This is a genomic window from Nocardia sp. NBC_00403, assembly GCF_036046055.1.
GTDB lineage: Bacteria > Actinomycetota > Actinomycetes > Mycobacteriales > Mycobacteriaceae > Nocardia.
The window spans coordinates 713185-729017 of the sequence record NZ_CP107939.1 but is presented as its reverse complement, the minus strand read 5'-3'; the positions used below and the strand labels follow the sequence as shown (position 1 = coordinate 729017).

Sequence of the window (15833 nt, the reverse complement as noted above, 5' to 3'; positions counted from 1 at the left end):
GAAATACGCTGACGTCAGCGACGACGTGATGTCACCATGACTCGATCCGATTTCATCCGGCACAGCAGTACAGGAGTCTGTCGATGAGAGCCCCTTCAACTGGCCGGACGATCCCTGGATTGCGATGACCCCGAAGCCCTGGTTCTACCTCGAACTGCTGGGCGGACGACTGCTGCAAAACAACGACGGCAGCGCCGGGATCGGCATCCCTTTCGGGCTCATCATGATCGCCCAGAAAGTCCCCGACCACGCCCCACCATTCTGGCCCTGAACCTCGATCGCCCACCTGGACCTCGCCGCGGACGCCGACCTGGACTAATGCCAGCAACGGGCGCTACAGATCGGAGCGAGGCCGTCATGCACACAACCCCACCGACATAGACACCTGCCCACCCAACTCGCCGGCATCCGTAGACGCGCATCGCTCCACCTTGCCGGAAACCAGAGTGGCGACACCCGACAGTCGGGACGGACCGGGTCACTGCTGCAAGGCTCTGCTTCGCCATACCGATGTCACACCGCCATGCGAACGTGCTGGAGTTGCCCGCAACCGGCTACCTTCACGATGAACCCCTTTTGCCGCAGTCGTAGAAGCAAGGGGCCGAATCGGCGAGGCTCGGACAGCTCGGGCCAACCATTGGCACGCATCCTCTCGTGCACGTCTGCGTTGATGAACTCCTTCACCTGCTGCAGTGCCAACGGTGAAGTCGTCGGCAGTCATCGCTGCGCTCGAATACAGCAAGTGTGCGTGCTCCGCTGGCTCCCGGGGCAGGGTTCGATCAGCGATGCCGTCGGCGCCCCGGGCATGGATTGCGTTGTCGCGGTGAACCGTTCGACCGGAACCAGGGTCAGCAGACCACCGGAACTGCGACCAGCGTCCAACTTCAGCTGAGTGAGGCGACGTACAAGCGGTTGTAGTCCGGCTGCGGACATTGCCTGTTGCCCCGGGGTGTCCACGCGGTGCGGCTGTAATCACGCCGCCGGACATCCGACCCGCCATGGGGATGGCAGGGGCGCCATAGTGTCGCGTTGGTGGCCAGCCCGAGCCGCCCGCACTGATGAACATCGAGTCGACAGCGTCCAACGTCGGGTTCGCCGATCCCCCACCACCTGGTACTCCACATCCAGCACTGCGGCTGGGCATCACAGTCGCGGTGGCCGTCCAGAAGGAACCTGCGCGATTTTACGGTGCAAGAGCCTTCGTTCCGGTGTTTCGCCGATCGGTTAGCCAGCCTGTGGCCGCTGCTGCACACCACCCCTGCGGCGCCCCTGGATGGCGTGCGCGCGGTGTTTGGTGCGCGGTGTGGCAGGGGTTGCATCCGGTTTGGGGTAGCCGATTACTTCAGCTGGTCGCTGCTTGCGCCTCGAGACTTGGTTCGGGTCGGTTATGGCCCGCGATCCCGCAGCCGCGGTACCGAGTCCCGGCTGCCGAGAAAGGAGAGATGAGATGAGAAGGAAGATGTTTCGCGCTGTAGTGGTCGCGTTGAGCGGTGCGGCCGTGGTCGCGGGGTGGCCCGCGATGGCCTTCGCGGACGTGAACCAAGACCCGGTCGGCGGACGGGAACGAGTGAAGGTCACCGTCACTTCCACCGAGCTCGATCCGCTGGGGTGCTCGGTAACGGTTGACGGCGGTGGCAACCGACAGATCGACGTCCCCGCCGGCGGCAGGCAGAGCGTGCTGATTTCACAGGTCGCGCCCGGAATCCGCTGGGTCCACACCGTCTGCTATACGCGCCCCCCAGCCCCAGCCTTCCCGAAGCTGGTGCTCGACTCGAAGCTCGAGGTCGCGGTCGATCTGGCCAACCCGGTGCTCGACGGGGTCGACGGAATGCTGGTCGGTGGGGGTAGCGGCACGCTGACGACCGATCCCGCCCTGCGGTGACCCCGCCCCTGCGGGGGACAGACGAGGGGCACGTGCCCGGCCGGCGGGCGAAAGTCCTCCGGCCGGCCATCGCGTTCGACGACTCCGGCAGTACATCGGACGCGGTACGCGCGCGGTCCGCGCTGCCCCGGGTCGGGAAAGGAGCACGGGTGAGATGAGCAGTGAGGACGAGCTTGATCGCTCGGTGGTGGATCGGCTGCCCTTCCCATATGCCGAGGCGCTGCGCCTGCGCGCAGCCGGTGTTACCGACGAGGTGATCGCGCAGGCGTTGGGAGTGGAGGCCGATGCGGTCGGATCGGTGCTGCAGATGGCCGAGGCTAAACTCGCCACCCTGCGCGAACAGCGTCGGTGCTGACCGTGAGGGCGCAGGTGTCGGGGCGCGGCCTGAGTGCCTATGCCTGGACGTGCTTACGGCCGCCGATGCCGTCGAGATCGACATCGTGTCCGCTGTCACCGATCCCTCGGCGGTCGAAGCCGCCGTCGAGGCAGGGCTGACCACCCTCGACACCAGTGCCGGCCCGGCCGTGGCCCGGGCACGGCCGCGCATTCGATGAGCAGCCGTCGGATCGAGCCGTTCCCTGGCGACCTGCGCCCACATTTCCTGGAAGTCGACGAGCGCGTTTATGTCGACGACTCCTTGGTACCGCAGCTCCACGGCACCGGCACGGAGGACTTCTACGAGGGCGGCTGGTTCTTCGACCACGGCACTCGCTACAGCCTGCCGCTCACCGGGCAGCCGAGTGTCCGCATTACCGACGATCGATGCGAGGACTACTGCGTGACCGCCTACCGCCTGATGCTCGCCGAAGCGGTGGACTACCGATCCAGCCTGCTTTTCGGTATCGAGCACGGGCCGGAGAACGACGAGCAGGCCGAATACGGTTCCGTCGCATTCTTTTACACACACAGACTTCGAACGACACCCCGTAGCATCCGTGATCCCCTGTCGAACTCCCCTGTGGCGCAACGCTCATCGGGTTCGAACGTCCGCGTTCATGCCGAGCGTATGGCGACCTGACCACGAATTGGACATTCGTCTTGTACATATGTGTTGCACAAATGTCTAAATCTTTGTAGTGTCTCGTGCATGCACAGAAACGAACTCACCATCGACGGCCGCCGGATCTCCTACCTCGACGCGGGCGGGGACGGCAGGCCGCTGCTCGCGCTGCACGGTCACTTGGAAGAGGGAGCGAGCTGGGCGCGGCTGGCGGCCGATCTTGCGCCACAGTGGCGGGTCATCGCGCCCGACCAGCGCGGGCACGGCGACTCCGATCGCGCACCCGACTACTCGCTCGAGGGCTATGTTGCCGACGCCGTCGCGCTGATCGAGCACCTGGGAGTCGGACCCGTCGCGATTCTCGGACACTCGGGCCGAGGCATCACCGCAATGCGGCTCGCGGCCCGCCGCCCGGACCTGGTCTCCGCACTGATAGTGGAAGAAATCGGCGCGGTCCATGTGAGCACCGGCGCGCTGGACTTTGTACTCGGGTGGCCGCAGCAGGCATCGACCAGGCAAGGGCTGCTCGACGCGCTCGGGTTCGCGGCGCCGATGTTCGCAGAGGTGCTGCGCGAGAACCCGGACGGCAGTTGGCGATTGCCGTTCGCTCCGCAGGACATGGTCGACTCCGAAGCTCTTGTCGCCGGCGACTATTGGGCTGACTGGCTCGGTAGTGAATGCCCGGCCCTACTCGTCGTCGGCAACAAGCAGCCGTGCGTGGACCCCGCGCTCGCCGAGCAGATGTGCGTCAAGAGGTCGAATGCGGCGCTGATCACCCTCGACACCGACCATTTCGTGCACAAAGGCGACCCGGGCGGATTCGCCGCGGCCGTGCGCGATTTCCTCCAGTCGCGGTAACTCGACAACACCGAAGCCGGATGCCACGCCGACAGGCCCTATCGGGCAGGCAGTAGTCTCGTCGCGTGCTGCTTTCCGATCGTGACATCCGTGCGGAGATCGCCGCTGGGCGTCTCGGCGTCGAGCCGCTCCTGGAAACCCTGATCCAGCCGTCGAGTATCGACGTGCGACTGGATCGGATGTTCCGAGTGTTCGATAACACCCGCTACACCCATATCGACCCGGCGCAGCGGCAGGATGAGCTGACCAGCCTGGTCGAGCCCGGCGAGGGCGAGCCGTTCGTGCTGCACCCGGGTGAGTTCGTACTCGGCTCCACCCTCGAGGTGTGCACGCTGCCCGACGACCTGGCCGGACGACTGGAAGGCAAGTCGAGCCTCGGCAGGCTCGGTCTGTTGACGCATTCGACGGCGGGCTTCATCGATCCGGGTTTCAGCGGCCACATCACCCTCGAGCTGTCCAACGTGGCGAACCTGCCGATCACGCTGTGGCCCGGCATGAAAATCGGTCAGCTGTGCCTGCTCCGGCTGACGAGCCCGGCCGAAAACCCGTATGGCAGTGCAAGCACCGGGTCGAAATATCAGGGTCAGCGCGGTCCGACACCGTCGAAGTCCTACCTGAACTTCCCGCTGCCGACCTAGGGCTGCTCGGCGAGCCTTCCTCGATGCGTCGCCGAGCATTGCGCCCTGGTCGAAGCCGAATGCCTTCGGCTCCAGCCGGATTCCGCCGCGGATGTCACGGCTCGTACTTCGATGTCACGGCCCCAGGGCCGGGTCCACCCCTGTCGACTGCCGGAAATAGGGGTGGGCCCGGCTCGGGGTCGGCGCCGGCGCCAGCGGGGATTGATGACGCAAATCAATCCCCGCCGCCCGCTCCGACCGCGAGTGCCGTCGTGATGATGACGGAAAGCGGTGGGAGCGTGTCGCCCCGATTCGGCAGGCTGACCCAGAAGCACCCTTCCCGGGTCCAGCGGCCGAGTCCGGTCGGCAACATCACGGCGCTGCCGATGGCAGGTATGCCTATGTCGAGACGGTTCAACACCTCCAATACCTGTGTCCCCGGCCGGCTGTCCGGCTCGGCAAGGAAGCTCCATCGGATCTGCCTGGCCAGCATGGGGCCCCTCGTCCCCTGCTGTTCCAAAGCCGCCATGACCTTTTCGGCCCTGGCGGTCGGCAGATGTACGACACACACTCGACCGGTAATCGGCAGCATCACGAACCCGCCTCGCTCGCTGACCGGTAGCCCGAACTCGTGCCGGTAGTAGGCCACCCAATCGTCGACTGTTCTGATCCTGTCCACGTTCACGGCCATACTCCTCGCCTCCTGCTTCAAGGGTCGCGGCAACGGCGGCGGTTCGGTATTGCCCGCGCGCCCGCCTTCCACTGCCATTCCGCTGCCCCTCACGCGACTGCCCCCTGCGCCGATTGCCTTGCCTGATAGCGAATTGCCTTTGACTGTGGCCGCACTCACAAACCCCTCGTACCCTGGATAGGAGTTGTTCGTTCGAAGGGATGACATCGTGGTCCGGCAGTGGTCAGGTAAAGAGGCCCGTGCCCTTCGCGATGCCAAGCGGATGAGTCTCCGGGAGTTCGCGGCGCATCTGGGTGTGCACGAACGCCTGGTGTCGAAGTGGGAGGCCGGCGGCGCCCGGGTACACCCACGTCCGATCAATCAAGCCGCTCTCGATACGTCCCTGGCCAGGTCCGACGATGTTGTGCGGGCGAGGTTTGCGGCGCTGATCGATCAACCCCTTGTTGATCGTGCTGCCGCGCCAGGATTCGATGCGCATGCCGACGCCGCGGCGCGCGCCAATTATTCGAGCGACGCGGACCTGCTGGCTCTCATAGATGCCGGTGCGATGAGAGGTGATGCGTTAGCGGCGATTTCGGAGAGGGATCTGATCATGGCGGCTGCCCATGAGGCCAGCGAGCACGCCGGCCAGGCCGAGAGCACCAATGTGGGTGCAACCACTTTGGAACAGCTCGATGCCGATGTCACGCGCATCGCGAACGACTATGTGCACATTCCGCCGGTTCCGATGATGGTGGAGATGCTGCGGGTGCGTCGCCGGGTGTACCGACTACTGGAGGGACATCAGCGGCCCGCCGACACCAGTCACCTATATCTGTTGGCAGGCACTCTCTCTGGTCTGCTCGCCAACGCGAGCACCGACCTCGGCTACTACGACGCGGCCGGTGAACAGGCCAGAGCCGCATGGGCCTATTCGGAACTGTGCGGCCACAACGGGTTGCGTGCCTGGACCCGCGGCATGCACGCGCTCATCGAATACTGGTCGGAGCGGCCGCGCCGCGCGGTGCTGCTCGCGCAGAGCGGGCAGGAGTTCGCGGAGTCGGCCACCGCGCGGGTGCGCCTGCTCAATATCGAGGCCAGGATCTGGTCTCGCCTCGGCAGTGCCGCCGACACCGATCGGTGCATCCGCGCCGCGGACGATGCGCGCGAGACCGGCGAGACCGACACGTTGCACGATGAGATCGGCGGCGTATTCGGCTTCAACGAGGCGAAGGCCAGCTACTACGCGGGCGCCACCTATATCCACCTCGGCCAGGCGGCCCCCGCATTAGCCGCCACCGAGCGAACCATCGAGCTGTATGCGAACGGTCCGACCGAGCAGCGCTCCTACGGCGCCGAATCCCTGGCCCGGGTGGACAGCGCCGCGGCGCACCTGATCAACGGCAGCCTGGACGGTGCGGCCGAGGCCCTGCATCCGGTGCTCGGTTTGGCCGAGGACAAGCGCATCGCCCAATTGGAGGAGCGACTCACCGGTGTACGGCGCCGCATCGCCGGTCCCGCCTTCCGCGATGCGGTGGAGGCGCGGTTCCTCGACGAACGCATCGAGGAATTCTGCGGCATCACCGCGGCCAAAGGCATTCCGCCGGGCAATTCGTCGGCCTGAGCCCGCGACCTCGGTCTTCTCCCGCAGCCCTGCGCGTGCGGGGTTGGCAGTGGCGCAGGTCTCCTCGCGCCGATAAGGCCGATAAGTGCTTGCGGCGGGATGGCACCATTGGACAGGTGAGCCCGAGTCATCTACCGCATCATCCGCCGCGCGTTCTGGAACAGTCGACAAAGCTGCAGGACGTTCTCTACGAAATTCGTGGTCCGGTACATGCGCACGCGGCACGGCTCGAGGCGGAGGGTCACCGGATCCTCAAACTCAATATCGGCAATCCCGCCCCGTTCGGGTTCGAGGCTCCCGATGTGATCATGCGTGACATCATCGCCGCGCTGCCGTATGCCCAGGGCTATTCGGAATCGAAGGGCATCCTGTCGGCGCGGCGCGCCATCGTCACCCGCTACGAGCTGGTCGCGGGCTTCCCCGAGCTCGATGTCGACGACGTGTATCTCGGCAACGGCGTCTCCGAGCTGATCACCATCACCATGCAGGCGCTGCTCGACAATGGCGACGAGGTGCTGATCCCGGCGCCCGACTATCCGCTGTGGACGGCGATGACCAGCCTCGCCGGTGGCACCCCGGTGCATTACCTGTGTGACGAGTCCAACGGCTGGCAGCCCGATATCGCCGATATCGAGTCGAAGATCACCGACAAGACCAAGGCCCTGTTGGTGATCAACCCGAACAACCCGACCGGCGCGGTGTACTCCGCCGAGGTTTTGCAGCAGCTGGTCGATATCGCGCGTAAGCATCGGCTGCTGCTGCTCGCCGACGAGATCTACGACAAGATTCTCTACGACGACGCCAAGCACATTTCGCTGGCGACGCTCGCGCCCGACCTGCTGTGTCTGACGTTCAACGGATTGTCCAAGGCCTACCGGGTCGCGGGCTACCGGTCGGGCTGGCTGGCGATCACCGGGCCGAAGGAGCATGCCGCGGGCTTCCTGGAGGGCATCGACCTGCTCGCCTCGACGCGGCTGTGTCCGAATGTGCCTGCACAGCATGCGATTCAGGTGGCGCTCGGGGGACACCAGAGCATCGAGGATTTGATCCTGCCCGGCGGGCGGTTGCTCGAGCAGCGTGATGTCGCGTGGGAGCGGCTCAATATGATCCCGGGCGTCTCGTGTGTGAAACCGAAGGGTGCGCTGTACGCGTTCCCGCGGCTGGATCCGAACGTCTATGAGATCCAAGATGATTCGAAGCTGATCTTGGATCTGTTGTTGCAGGAGAAGATCCTGATGGTGCAGGGCACCGGCTTCAACTGGCCCGATCACGATCATCTGCGGATCGTCACGCTGCCGTGGGCTCGGGATCTTGCGGTGGCCATCGAGCGCTTCGGCAATTTCCTGTCCAGCTACCGTCAGTGAGTGGCTGATTAGGGACCCAGCGTGTTCGGGGCAACCAAACCGCCCCGCTTACGCGGTAAAAAACCGACTCACCGTATGGATATTGGCGAGTTTTCAAGACTAGCTAGCGCAAAAGAAGACCTTTTGTGTACAGTGGCTCTTGGCACTTTAGAGTGCCCGGTCGGGTTGTCTACCCCCCCTGGACGATCCGACCTCGAGTTCGGCCGCCTACCCCCCTGGGCGCCAGCTCGCGGGCGGCGGAGACATCCCCCTGCTCTCCGCCGCCCCCTCCCACTTTCTCCGTTCCGGATTTCGCCTCGAACGCCGCTCCGGTCCGTTGCGCAGACTTGAAAATGAAATCCTTTAAGCTCGGCACCGGACAAGCACACGTCCGACAGGCAGGAGCCCGGTAAGTGAGCGCAGCAAGCGCACCGTCGCCACAGCGCACGGCGGTGTCATGACCGACCACCATCACCACCACCACGACCATTCCGAACCGATCGCGATCGGCACCAACGCCGCCCGCGTCGTGATCGGGCTACTCACCGCCATCGGTGTGCTGGTCGTGATCGCCGCGATCGTCCTGTGGCCGAGCGCCCAGCACGTCGACATCCCGCTGCCGATGCAGAGTGCGGGCGGCGGCGCGGTGGAGACCGAGGCCGGAACGGTGGTGCTACAGGACGTCGGCGCGTGCGGCAGCTCCTCGATCGGTAAGGTCTTCGTCGACAAGCCGGAAGTACCACGCAACAACGCCTACACCTGCCAGCGCAGTCTGATCACCATCGATTCCGGGCCGCACAAGGGCAATCACACGCTGCTCGAAATCGCGCCGGGCCCAGGACAACCCGACCTGCGCGCCGGTGACCACATCCGACTGGTCCGGCAGACCGATCCGAACGGCACGCCGATGTACTCCTTCGAGGACTACTCGCGCGGGCTGCCGTTGCTGCTGATCGTGCTGGCCTTCGTGGTGGTGATCGTGGTGGTGGCGCGCTGGCGCGGGCTGCGCGCGCTGCTCGGACTGATATTCGCCTTCGCCGTGCTGGTGGGGTTCCTGTTGCCTGCGCTGCTGGACGGAAAACCCGCGATCCCCGTCGCGCTTGTCTCGGGGGCGCTAATTCTCTATGCCGTGCTGTATCTCGCACACGGGGTGAACCTGCGGACCAGTTCGGCGCTGCTCGGCACACTGACATCGATGGTGCTCGCCGCGGTGCTGTCCTGGGTCGCGATCGAGACGACGCACCTGACCGGGCTGTCGGAGGAACAGAACACCAACGTCGCCACCTACATTCAGCACGTCAGCATTACCGGGCTGCTGTTGGCGGGCTTCATCATCGGCTCGCTCGGTGTGCTCAACGATGTCACCATCACCCAGGCCTCCGCCGCGTTCGAGCTGGCCGCCCTCGACGAATCGGCCTCGCGCCGCGAGGTTTTCGCTGCCGCGATGCGAGTGGGCCGCGACCACATCGCCAGCACCGTCTACACCCTGGTGCTCGCCTACGCCGGTGGTGCGCTGCCGTTGTTGCTGCTGTTCAGCGTCGCGGGCCGCTCCATCCGCGATGTGCTGACCGGCGACGCGGTGGCCATCGAGATCGCGCGCTCGGCGGTCGGCGGCATCGCGCTCGCGCTGTCGGTTCCGCTGACGACCGCAATCGCGGTCATGCTCGCGCGCCCGTTCGGCGGCAAGCAGCAGGCGCCGTCCGCGCCTGCGCGTCGTGCGCGGCACGCGAAGAACTGAGGGTGGGCTCGCCGGTTACCGCGGTGGCGGTGGCGGCGGTGGCGGCGGGAACGGGAAGACCTCGGTCGGAATTGTCGGCACCACGATCGGCGGAAGCCCCGGCACGACAATCGTATTCGGGCCCTGCGTCGTGGTCGGTGGCGTCGTTGTCGTCTGCCGTCGCGGTGGCGGTACGGCGACCGATTCCTCGGTCTCGGTCGTCGTGCCAGGGGCGACCGCGATCTGTGGATCGAGCGTGGTGGTGCGCGGCGCGCTGGTCGGGGAGACCGAGGTGGGCCGCTCGCTGCTCTGCGAATCGCGTTCGAGCACCTGCGGTCCGTAACCCAGTCCGAGACCGATCGCGGCGACAACCGCCAGCGCGCTGACGGTCAGGACCGCGCCGTTGATCTCACGCTTACGACGACGCTTGGGCGGCGCGGATAACCAGGCGGGCGACAGCTCATCGTCATCGAGCATCCTGCCGGGTGGAGTGGAAGCCCGGATCGGACGGACCGGACGGGCCAGCAGTGCCGCCCCGCGGGTGATCACCGTTTCCGGGCTGTCCGGCACGATCACCGGCACACCCATCCACCGCTCGAGCACCTTGGCTATCAGCGGAATTCGCGCGCAACCACCGATCAGCAGCACACCGTGTACCGGGCGATCGGACCGCACGATCACATCGCGCGCCATCCGCGCCGACGATTCGATCGCCAGCATGATCAGCGATTCGAAGTTTTCCTGGGCCAGCAGCACCAGACCCTGTTCGCTCGGCAGGGCGACAGCGGTGTTCGAGGACAGCTGTTCCTTGGCCTCGCGACATAGCGCGTCGAGTGCGGCCAAGCCCGCCGGATCCGCAGGGTGCGCGATCCGGCCCGAGGCGATCTGCTGCTCGCGGATGAGTGAGTCGAGGTAGTCGCCGCTGATATCGCTGGTGCGTTCGCTGTGGCGGACCTCACGGGTCTGGGCATCGACGACGCTGACCGAAAGTCCCGAGCTGCCGAGATCGTAGACCACCAGCGAGGAGATGCCGCGAATATCGCCGGTGGAGTGGGCGAATTCGAGCGCGGCGATGATCTCGGGCACGAGTTCGTAATTGGTGAGCTGCTGACGGGCCATGGATGCGCGGATCGCCCTGGCGTGCTGTTCGCTGCGGTAGGCGATTGCGGTGGCTTCGATACCCGGGGTCGCCTCCAGCGTCACGCCGATCGCCTCGGCGGCCAGCTCTTCCACCTGATACTCGCCGACCGGGATGGACTGCAGGTCGAACGAGTGTGGCGCGATGTGTCCGTGAGGGCTTGCGGCGTGCGGCCGCGCCATACGGACTGCGCCGGCCCCCACCGAAACTCCCAGAACCGAACTCATCAGCTACCCATCTCGTTTCACACTCCACGACATGCGAGCCTTGTGCCGCCCGCCGGTGGATAGGCCGCTCATGCCGACCCTACCGCCGACGATCGGCAATGCCTAAGGCAGGACTGGTTGTCCGACAGTCGCTCCCGCCTCGCCAGGCAACTCTACGGTGTGCCGAGACCGGCGTACACCCATCCGGCGGCTCTCCAGGTGGCACGATTGAGACAGTTCCTGCCGTCGATGATCGAGCGCCCGCGGACCACCGGGTCCAGATCCTGCGGTCGCAATGCGACGAACTCATCCCATTCGGTGAGGACGAGCACCACATCGGCGCGCTCGCATGCCTCGGCGACCGAGGTCGCGTAGTTCAGCGTGGGGAATACGCGTCGCGAATTCTCCAGTGCCTTGGGGTCATACACTGTGACCACCGCGCCGTGCAGCTGGATCATGCCCGCCACATTCAATGCGGGGGAGTCGCGCACGTCGTCGGATTCGGGTTTGAACGCCGCGCCGAGCACCGCCACATTGGCGCCGAGTAGCGAACCGCCGCAGGCCCGCGCGGCCATGTCCACCATCTTGGTGCGTCGGCGCATATTGATGTTGTCGACCTCGCGGAGGAAGGCGACGGCATGATCGGCGCCGAGCTCACCGGCGCGGGCCATGAACGCGCGAATGTCCTTCGGCAGACAGCCGCCACCGAAACCTAGTCCGGCATTGAGGAATCGGCGGCCGATGCGGGCGTCGTAGCCGAGCGCGTCGGCGAGCACGGTCACATCGGCGCCGGTCGCCTCGCAGACTTCCGAGACCGCGTTGATGAATGAAATCTTTGTCGCGAGAAAGGCATTCGCCGACACTTTGACCAGCTCGGCGGTGGCCAGATCGGTCAGCAGGAACGGCACATCGGCCGCGATCAGATCGGCGTAGATTTCCCGCACCAGGTCCTCGACCCAGGCCGCGGCGTCGCGCTGGTTATCGACCCCGAGCACCAGCCGGTCCGGGCGTAGCGTGTCCTTCACCGCGAAGCCCTCGCGTAGGAACTCCGGATTCCAGGCCACCTCGACCGCGGTGTCGGTGAGCTTGCGGGCCCGCGCGCCCAATGCCGTCGCGGTCCCTACCGGCACCGTTGACTTTCCGATGATCACCGAGGGTCGCTCCAGCATCGGTGCGAGCGTATCGACGACGGCGTGAACGTATTTCAGGTCGGCGGCGTACTCACCCTTCTTCTGCGGTGTCCCGACGCCGAGGAAATGCATGTCCGCGTGCGCCGCCGCTTCCGCGTAGGAGGTGGTGAAACGCAGCCTGCCTGCATCCAGATTCCGCCGCAACACCTCCTCCAGGCCCGGCTCATAGAACGGCACGACCCCGTCGGACAGCTTCGCGACCTTGCCGGGGTCGACGTCCACCCCGATCACGTCATGCCCGAGTTCGGCCATGCACGCTGCGTGCGTGGCCCCGAGGTACCCGGTTCCGAAGACTGTGCATCGCATGATCGATTGATAGGCCTCGCCAATGGCCACGCCACGTCAGCGAGGCAAGAGTCGCGGCAACAGCAGGTGTACAGGTGGCGACATGAATCCCGAATATCGTGCTGACCTGCGAACTTCTTGTCCGCGACACCCCAGCTACCATCGACCGGGTGCGCCGCCGAAGAATACTGTGGTTCCTGTCGAGTCTTGCCGCGGCCGTCGTCGTCCTGACTGCCGCGCTCTGGCCGGTGTACGTCGACCCCCGCACCGATCAGCCGGGAAAAGCCGACGCCATCCTTGTTCTCGGCGGCGCCCACGACGGCCGCGAACAACTGGCCCTGCGCCTGGCACACGAAGGCTACGCGCCCCGAGTCCTTTTCTCCGACCCCTACGAAAACAGCCTCCTGATCAACCGAATCTGCCACGGCGGCTACAGCTTCGAAGTCATCTGCTTCGACCCGTCCCCTCGCACCACCCGAGGTGAGGGCCGCGAACTGGCCGCGCTGGCTCGCGCCGAGAACTGGCGCCGAGTCATCGTCATAACTTTCACCCCCCACCTCTCCCGAGCCCGCCACATCCTCGAAAAGTGCTGGGACGGAGACCTCCTCTTCTTGGACCCCCGCCCCCACCTATCGCTCGCTCGCTGGGCCTATAACTACATCTACCAATCCGCCGGCTATCTCGAGGCCGTCATCGAACCCTGCTGACTCTGCCGAATTCACCCGACTGTGGGCGAGCGGTACATGGCTGAGTCGAACGTCGAGAAGACCTCTCCGCCCGGTACCGCCTATTGCGCGGGTTGTCCGAATTGGAACTGCTGGCGGGTGACTTCAGTTTGATTCGGACGTGAGACAGACGTATGTTGTGTCTCGTGGGCCTAGGGGCTCGCGGTGCGGCAATGACGCATACCTCTGGGAGTGCAGATGGAATACGACTGGTCAGCGGCGGATCTGGCCTTTCGCGACGAGGTGCGGGAATTCCTCGACGCGAAGCTGACGCCCGAACTGCGCAAGGCCGGGCGCTTGGCGACGAGTGTCTATCCGGACCACGAGGCGAGCATGGAGTGGCAGCGCATCCTGCATGAGCGAGGGTGGGCGGCGCCGGCATGGCCGGTCGAGCACGGCGGGTGCGACTGGAGCCTGACCCGGCACTACATCTTCAACCGGGAGGCGACGCTGGCGGGCGCGCCGACGCTGTCGCCGATGGGGATCAGGATGGTGGCGCCCGCGATCGTCGCATTCGGCACCCCGCAGCAGCAGGCTTTCTATCTGCCGCGCATCCTGACCGGCGAAATCTTCTTCTGCCAAGGATATTCGGAGCCCGAGGCCGGGTCCGACCTGGCCTCGCTCACTATGGCGGCGGTCGAAGACGGCGAAGACTTCCTCTGCACCGGCAGCAAGATCTGGACCACCCATGCGACCGAGGCCAATTGGATCTTCTGCCTCGTGCGCACCTCGCGCGCGGGAAAGAAGCAGCAGGGCATCACATTCCTGCTGATCGATATGACCACGCCGGGCATCGAGGTGCGCCCGCTGGTGATGACCTCCGGCGAGGAGGTGCAGAACCAGGTCTTCTTCGACAATGTGCGGGTGCCCAAGGGCAACGTGCTCGGGCAGATCGACGACGGCTGGACGGTGGCGAAGTACCTGCTCGTGCACGAACGCGGCGGCGCGGCGTCACCGTGGCTGCAGGTGATGGCGCAGGATGTGGCCAACGTGGCGGCGAATCAGCCTGGGCCGGACGGCAATCCGCTGATCGACGACGCGACGTTCGCGGCGAAGCTGGCCGACGCGCGGATTCGCACCGAAGTGCTCGAGATCCTGGAATACCGAACCCTTTCCGCGATGGCGCAGGGCAAGAACCCCGGCCCCGCCTCATCCATGCTCAAGGTGCTCGGCACCGAGCTGAGCCAGCGGATCACCGAACTCGCGCTGGAGGCGGCGGGCCCGCGCGGCCGTGTCTATCAACCGCACGCCACCAAGCCCGGCGGGCCGATCGCCGAATTCACTCCGCCCGCGGACGGTTATCGCAGCGGCCAGGACTGGCAGGCCGTCGCACCATTGCGCTACTTCAACGACCGCGCGGGCTCGATCTATGCGGGTAGCAACGAAATTCAGCGAAACATCCTCGCCAAGGCAGCATTGGGGCTCTGATGGACTTCACACTCACCGAAGAGCAGGAACTCCTGCGCGACGCGGTCGCCGGATTCCTCGGCGCCCGCTACGAACTGGAGAAGAGCCGCAACGCCGCAAAATCGGATGCGGGCTGGCAGCCTGCCCTCTGGCGCGGCTTCGCCGACGAGCTCGGCATCCTCGGCGCGACACTGCCGGAGCGGGTCGACGGCATGGGCGGCGGCCCGATCGAGCTGATGGTGATCACCGAGGAGCTCGGCCGCGCGCTGGTTGTCGAACCGTATGTCGACACGGTTGTTGTCGGCGGCGGTCTGCTGGGGCGTTCCGGCGGTGAGCGGGCCGAGGAAGTGTTGCGGCAGATCGTGTCCGGCGCTGCCCGCACCGCCTTCGCCGCGCTGGAGCCGACGTCGGGCCCGACGTTCCACGACGTGTCGACCAGCGCGCGCGGGGATGGTGAGGCGTGGGTGCTCGACGGTGCGAAAACCGTGGTGACCAGCGCGCCGCTGGCCACCCATCTGCTCATCACTGCCCGCACCTCGGGCGACCGGCGCGACAAGGCCGGTGTGTCGCTGTTCCTCACGGAATTCGATGCGGCCAACCCGCCCACCGGTGTCGAGGTGCACTCCTACCGGACCATCGATGACAGGGTCGGCTCCGACCTCACCTTCACCGGTCTCCGGCTGCCGGGCGACGCGCTGCTCGGCACCGAAGGCGCGGCCTGGGACGACATCGAAGCGACCGTGGACGAAGCGACGACGGCCATCGCGTCCGAGGCCGTCGGCTGTATGCGAAAAGTGCTCGCGGACACCGTCGAATACGCTAAGCAGCGCCAACAGTTCGGTGTGTCGATCGGCAGCTTCCAGGTGCTGCAGCACCGCATGGTCGACATGTATATGGAACTGGAGCAGGCCGTCGCCGCGGTGTTCCTCGCGGTCTATTCGCTCGGCGCTTCCGCTGCCGACCGCGCGCGGTCGGTGTCGGCAGCGAAGGTCACCATCGGTCGTGCGGCACGGTTCATCGGTCAGAACGCGGTGCAGCTGCACGGCGCCATGGGCATGACCGAAGAGCTCGCGATCGGCCACTATTTCAAGCGGCTTACCGTGATCGAGCGCGAATTCGGTTCCAGCGAGCAGCATCTCGCTCGGTACGCAGCACTCACGAGGCCGTAACC

General features: G+C 65.8%; 16 protein-coding genes. 13 read left to right on the top strand and 3 right to left on the bottom strand.

Annotated features, from left to right (window positions below):
* The first annotated feature begins 124 nt into the window (after nt 1–124).
* From OHQ90_RS03210 to dcd, 7 genes are all read left to right on the top strand, one after another.
* Entirely contained in the window at nt 125–271 is a 147-nt protein-coding gene (locus tag OHQ90_RS03210) for a hypothetical protein (RefSeq protein ID WP_328407159.1), read from the top strand.
* Between the two features lie 1176 nt (nt 272–1447).
* Nucleotides 1448–1882, top strand: coding sequence for a hypothetical protein (locus tag OHQ90_RS03205; protein ID WP_328407156.1), 435 nt, complete (start codon nt 1448–1450; stop codon nt 1880–1882).
* Nucleotides 1883–2036: 154 nt separating this feature from the next.
* Nucleotides 2037–2237 (top strand): hypothetical protein, encoded by a 201-nt coding sequence (locus OHQ90_RS03200; RefSeq protein WP_328407154.1) that lies wholly within the window; start codon nt 2037–2039, stop codon nt 2235–2237.
* Between the two features lie 49 nt (nt 2238–2286).
* On the top strand, nt 2287–2436 hold the full coding sequence (locus OHQ90_RS03195; RefSeq protein ID WP_328407152.1) for a hypothetical protein: 150 nt from the start codon (nt 2287–2289) through the stop codon (nt 2434–2436).
* Nucleotides 2433–2900, top strand: a complete 468-nt coding sequence (locus OHQ90_RS03190) for a DUF2961 domain-containing protein (protein WP_328407150.1) — start codon at nt 2433–2435, stop codon at nt 2898–2900. The genes OHQ90_RS03195 and OHQ90_RS03190 overlap by 4 nt, the downstream gene beginning before the upstream one ends.
* Nucleotides 2901–2969: 69 nt before the next feature.
* Complete coding sequence (locus OHQ90_RS03185; RefSeq protein ID WP_328407148.1) at nt 2970–3740, top strand: alpha/beta fold hydrolase; 771 nt, start codon at nt 2970–2972, stop codon at nt 3738–3740.
* A 65-nt stretch (nt 3741–3805) separates the two neighbouring features.
* Complete coding sequence (gene dcd, locus OHQ90_RS03180) at nt 3806–4378, top strand: dCTP deaminase (RefSeq protein WP_328407146.1); 573 nt, start codon at nt 3806–3808, stop codon at nt 4376–4378.
* A 214-nt stretch (nt 4379–4592) separates the two neighbouring features.
* On the opposite strand, the gene OHQ90_RS03175 is transcribed toward dcd, so the two are convergent.
* Complete coding sequence (locus tag OHQ90_RS03175) at nt 4593–5048, bottom strand: hypothetical protein (RefSeq protein ID WP_328412497.1); 456 nt, start codon at nt 5046–5048, stop codon at nt 4593–4595.
* A gap of 262 nt (nt 5049–5310) precedes the next feature.
* On the opposite strand from OHQ90_RS03175, the gene OHQ90_RS03170 reads away from it, so the two are divergent.
* The 3 genes from OHQ90_RS03170 (at nt 5311) to OHQ90_RS03160 (ending at nt 9732) form a co-directional block, all read left to right on the top strand.
* On the top strand, nt 5311–6651 hold the full coding sequence (locus tag OHQ90_RS03170) for an XRE family transcriptional regulator (RefSeq protein WP_328407144.1): 1341 nt from the start codon (nt 5311–5313) through the stop codon (nt 6649–6651).
* A 107-nt stretch (nt 6652–6758) separates the two neighbouring features.
* The gene (locus tag OHQ90_RS03165) at nt 6759–8015 is read left to right on the top strand and encodes a pyridoxal phosphate-dependent aminotransferase (RefSeq protein ID WP_328412495.1); all 1257 of its coding nucleotides are present in this window, start codon (nt 6759–6761) and stop codon (nt 8013–8015) included.
* Between the two features lie 436 nt (nt 8016–8451).
* Nucleotides 8452–9732 (top strand): YibE/F family protein, encoded by a 1281-nt coding sequence (locus OHQ90_RS03160; RefSeq protein WP_328407142.1) that lies wholly within the window; start codon nt 8452–8454, stop codon nt 9730–9732.
* A gap of 15 nt (nt 9733–9747) precedes the next feature.
* On the opposite strand, the gene OHQ90_RS03155 is transcribed toward OHQ90_RS03160, so the two are convergent.
* Nucleotides 9748–11076, bottom strand: coding sequence for an Hsp70 family protein (locus OHQ90_RS03155; RefSeq protein ID WP_328407140.1), 1329 nt, complete (start codon nt 11074–11076; stop codon nt 9748–9750).
* 152 nt (nt 11077–11228) lie between these two features.
* Nucleotides 11229–12551 (bottom strand): UDP-glucose dehydrogenase family protein, encoded by a 1323-nt coding sequence (locus tag OHQ90_RS03150; protein WP_328407138.1) that lies wholly within the window; start codon nt 12549–12551, stop codon nt 11229–11231.
* A 149-nt stretch (nt 12552–12700) separates the two neighbouring features.
* Here OHQ90_RS03150 and OHQ90_RS03145 point away from each other — a divergent pair, with 149 nt between their 5' ends.
* The 3 genes from OHQ90_RS03145 to OHQ90_RS03135 all read left to right on the top strand — a co-directional run bounded on the left by OHQ90_RS03145 (nt 12701) and on the right by OHQ90_RS03135 (nt 15831).
* Nucleotides 12701–13237, top strand: a complete 537-nt coding sequence (locus OHQ90_RS03145) for a YdcF family protein (RefSeq protein WP_328407135.1) — start codon at nt 12701–12703, stop codon at nt 13235–13237.
* Nucleotides 13238–13453: 216 nt separating this feature from the next.
* A complete protein-coding gene (locus tag OHQ90_RS03140) occupies nt 13454–14683 on the top strand; it encodes an acyl-CoA dehydrogenase family protein (protein ID WP_328407132.1) in 1230 nt (409 codons plus the stop codon).
* Nucleotides 14683–15831, top strand: coding sequence for an acyl-CoA dehydrogenase family protein (locus OHQ90_RS03135; RefSeq protein ID WP_328407129.1), 1149 nt, complete (start codon nt 14683–14685; stop codon nt 15829–15831). The genes OHQ90_RS03140 and OHQ90_RS03135 overlap by 1 nt, the downstream gene beginning before the upstream one ends.
* Nucleotides 15832–15833 lie beyond the last annotated feature (2 nt).

Bases quoted from the DNA above. Each gene is read 5' to 3' on its own strand.
- OHQ90_RS03210 (WP_328407159.1), top strand. From the start codon at position 125: ATGACCCCGAAGCCCTGGTTCTACCTCGAACTGCTGGGCGGACGACTG.
- OHQ90_RS03205 (WP_328407156.1), top strand. From the start codon at position 1,448: ATGAGAAGGAAGATGTTTCGCGCTGTAGTGGTCGCGTTGAGCGGTGCG.
- OHQ90_RS03200 (WP_328407154.1), top strand. From the start codon at position 2,037: ATGAGCAGTGAGGACGAGCTTGATCGCTCGGTGGTGGATCGGCTGCCC.
- OHQ90_RS03190 (WP_328407150.1), top strand. From the start codon at position 2,433: ATGAGCAGCCGTCGGATCGAGCCGTTCCCTGGCGACCTGCGCCCACAT.
- OHQ90_RS03185 (WP_328407148.1), top strand. From the start codon at position 2,970: ATGCACAGAAACGAACTCACCATCGACGGCCGCCGGATCTCCTACCTC.
- OHQ90_RS03175 (WP_328412497.1), bottom strand. From the start codon at position 5,048: ATGGCCGTGAACGTGGACAGGATCAGAACAGTCGACGATTGGGTGGCC.
- OHQ90_RS03170 (WP_328407144.1), top strand. From the start codon at position 5,311: ATGAGTCTCCGGGAGTTCGCGGCGCATCTGGGTGTGCACGAACGCCTG.
- OHQ90_RS03160 (WP_328407142.1), top strand. From the start codon at position 8,452: ATGACCGACCACCATCACCACCACCACGACCATTCCGAACCGATCGCG.
- OHQ90_RS03155 (WP_328407140.1), bottom strand. From the start codon at position 11,076: ATGAGTTCGGTTCTGGGAGTTTCGGTGGGGGCCGGCGCAGTCCGTATG.
- OHQ90_RS03150 (WP_328407138.1), bottom strand. From the start codon at position 12,551: ATGCGATGCACAGTCTTCGGAACCGGGTACCTCGGGGCCACGCACGCA.
- OHQ90_RS03140 (WP_328407132.1), top strand. From the start codon at position 13,454: ATGGAATACGACTGGTCAGCGGCGGATCTGGCCTTTCGCGACGAGGTG.
- OHQ90_RS03135 (WP_328407129.1), top strand. From the start codon at position 14,683: ATGGACTTCACACTCACCGAAGAGCAGGAACTCCTGCGCGACGCGGTC.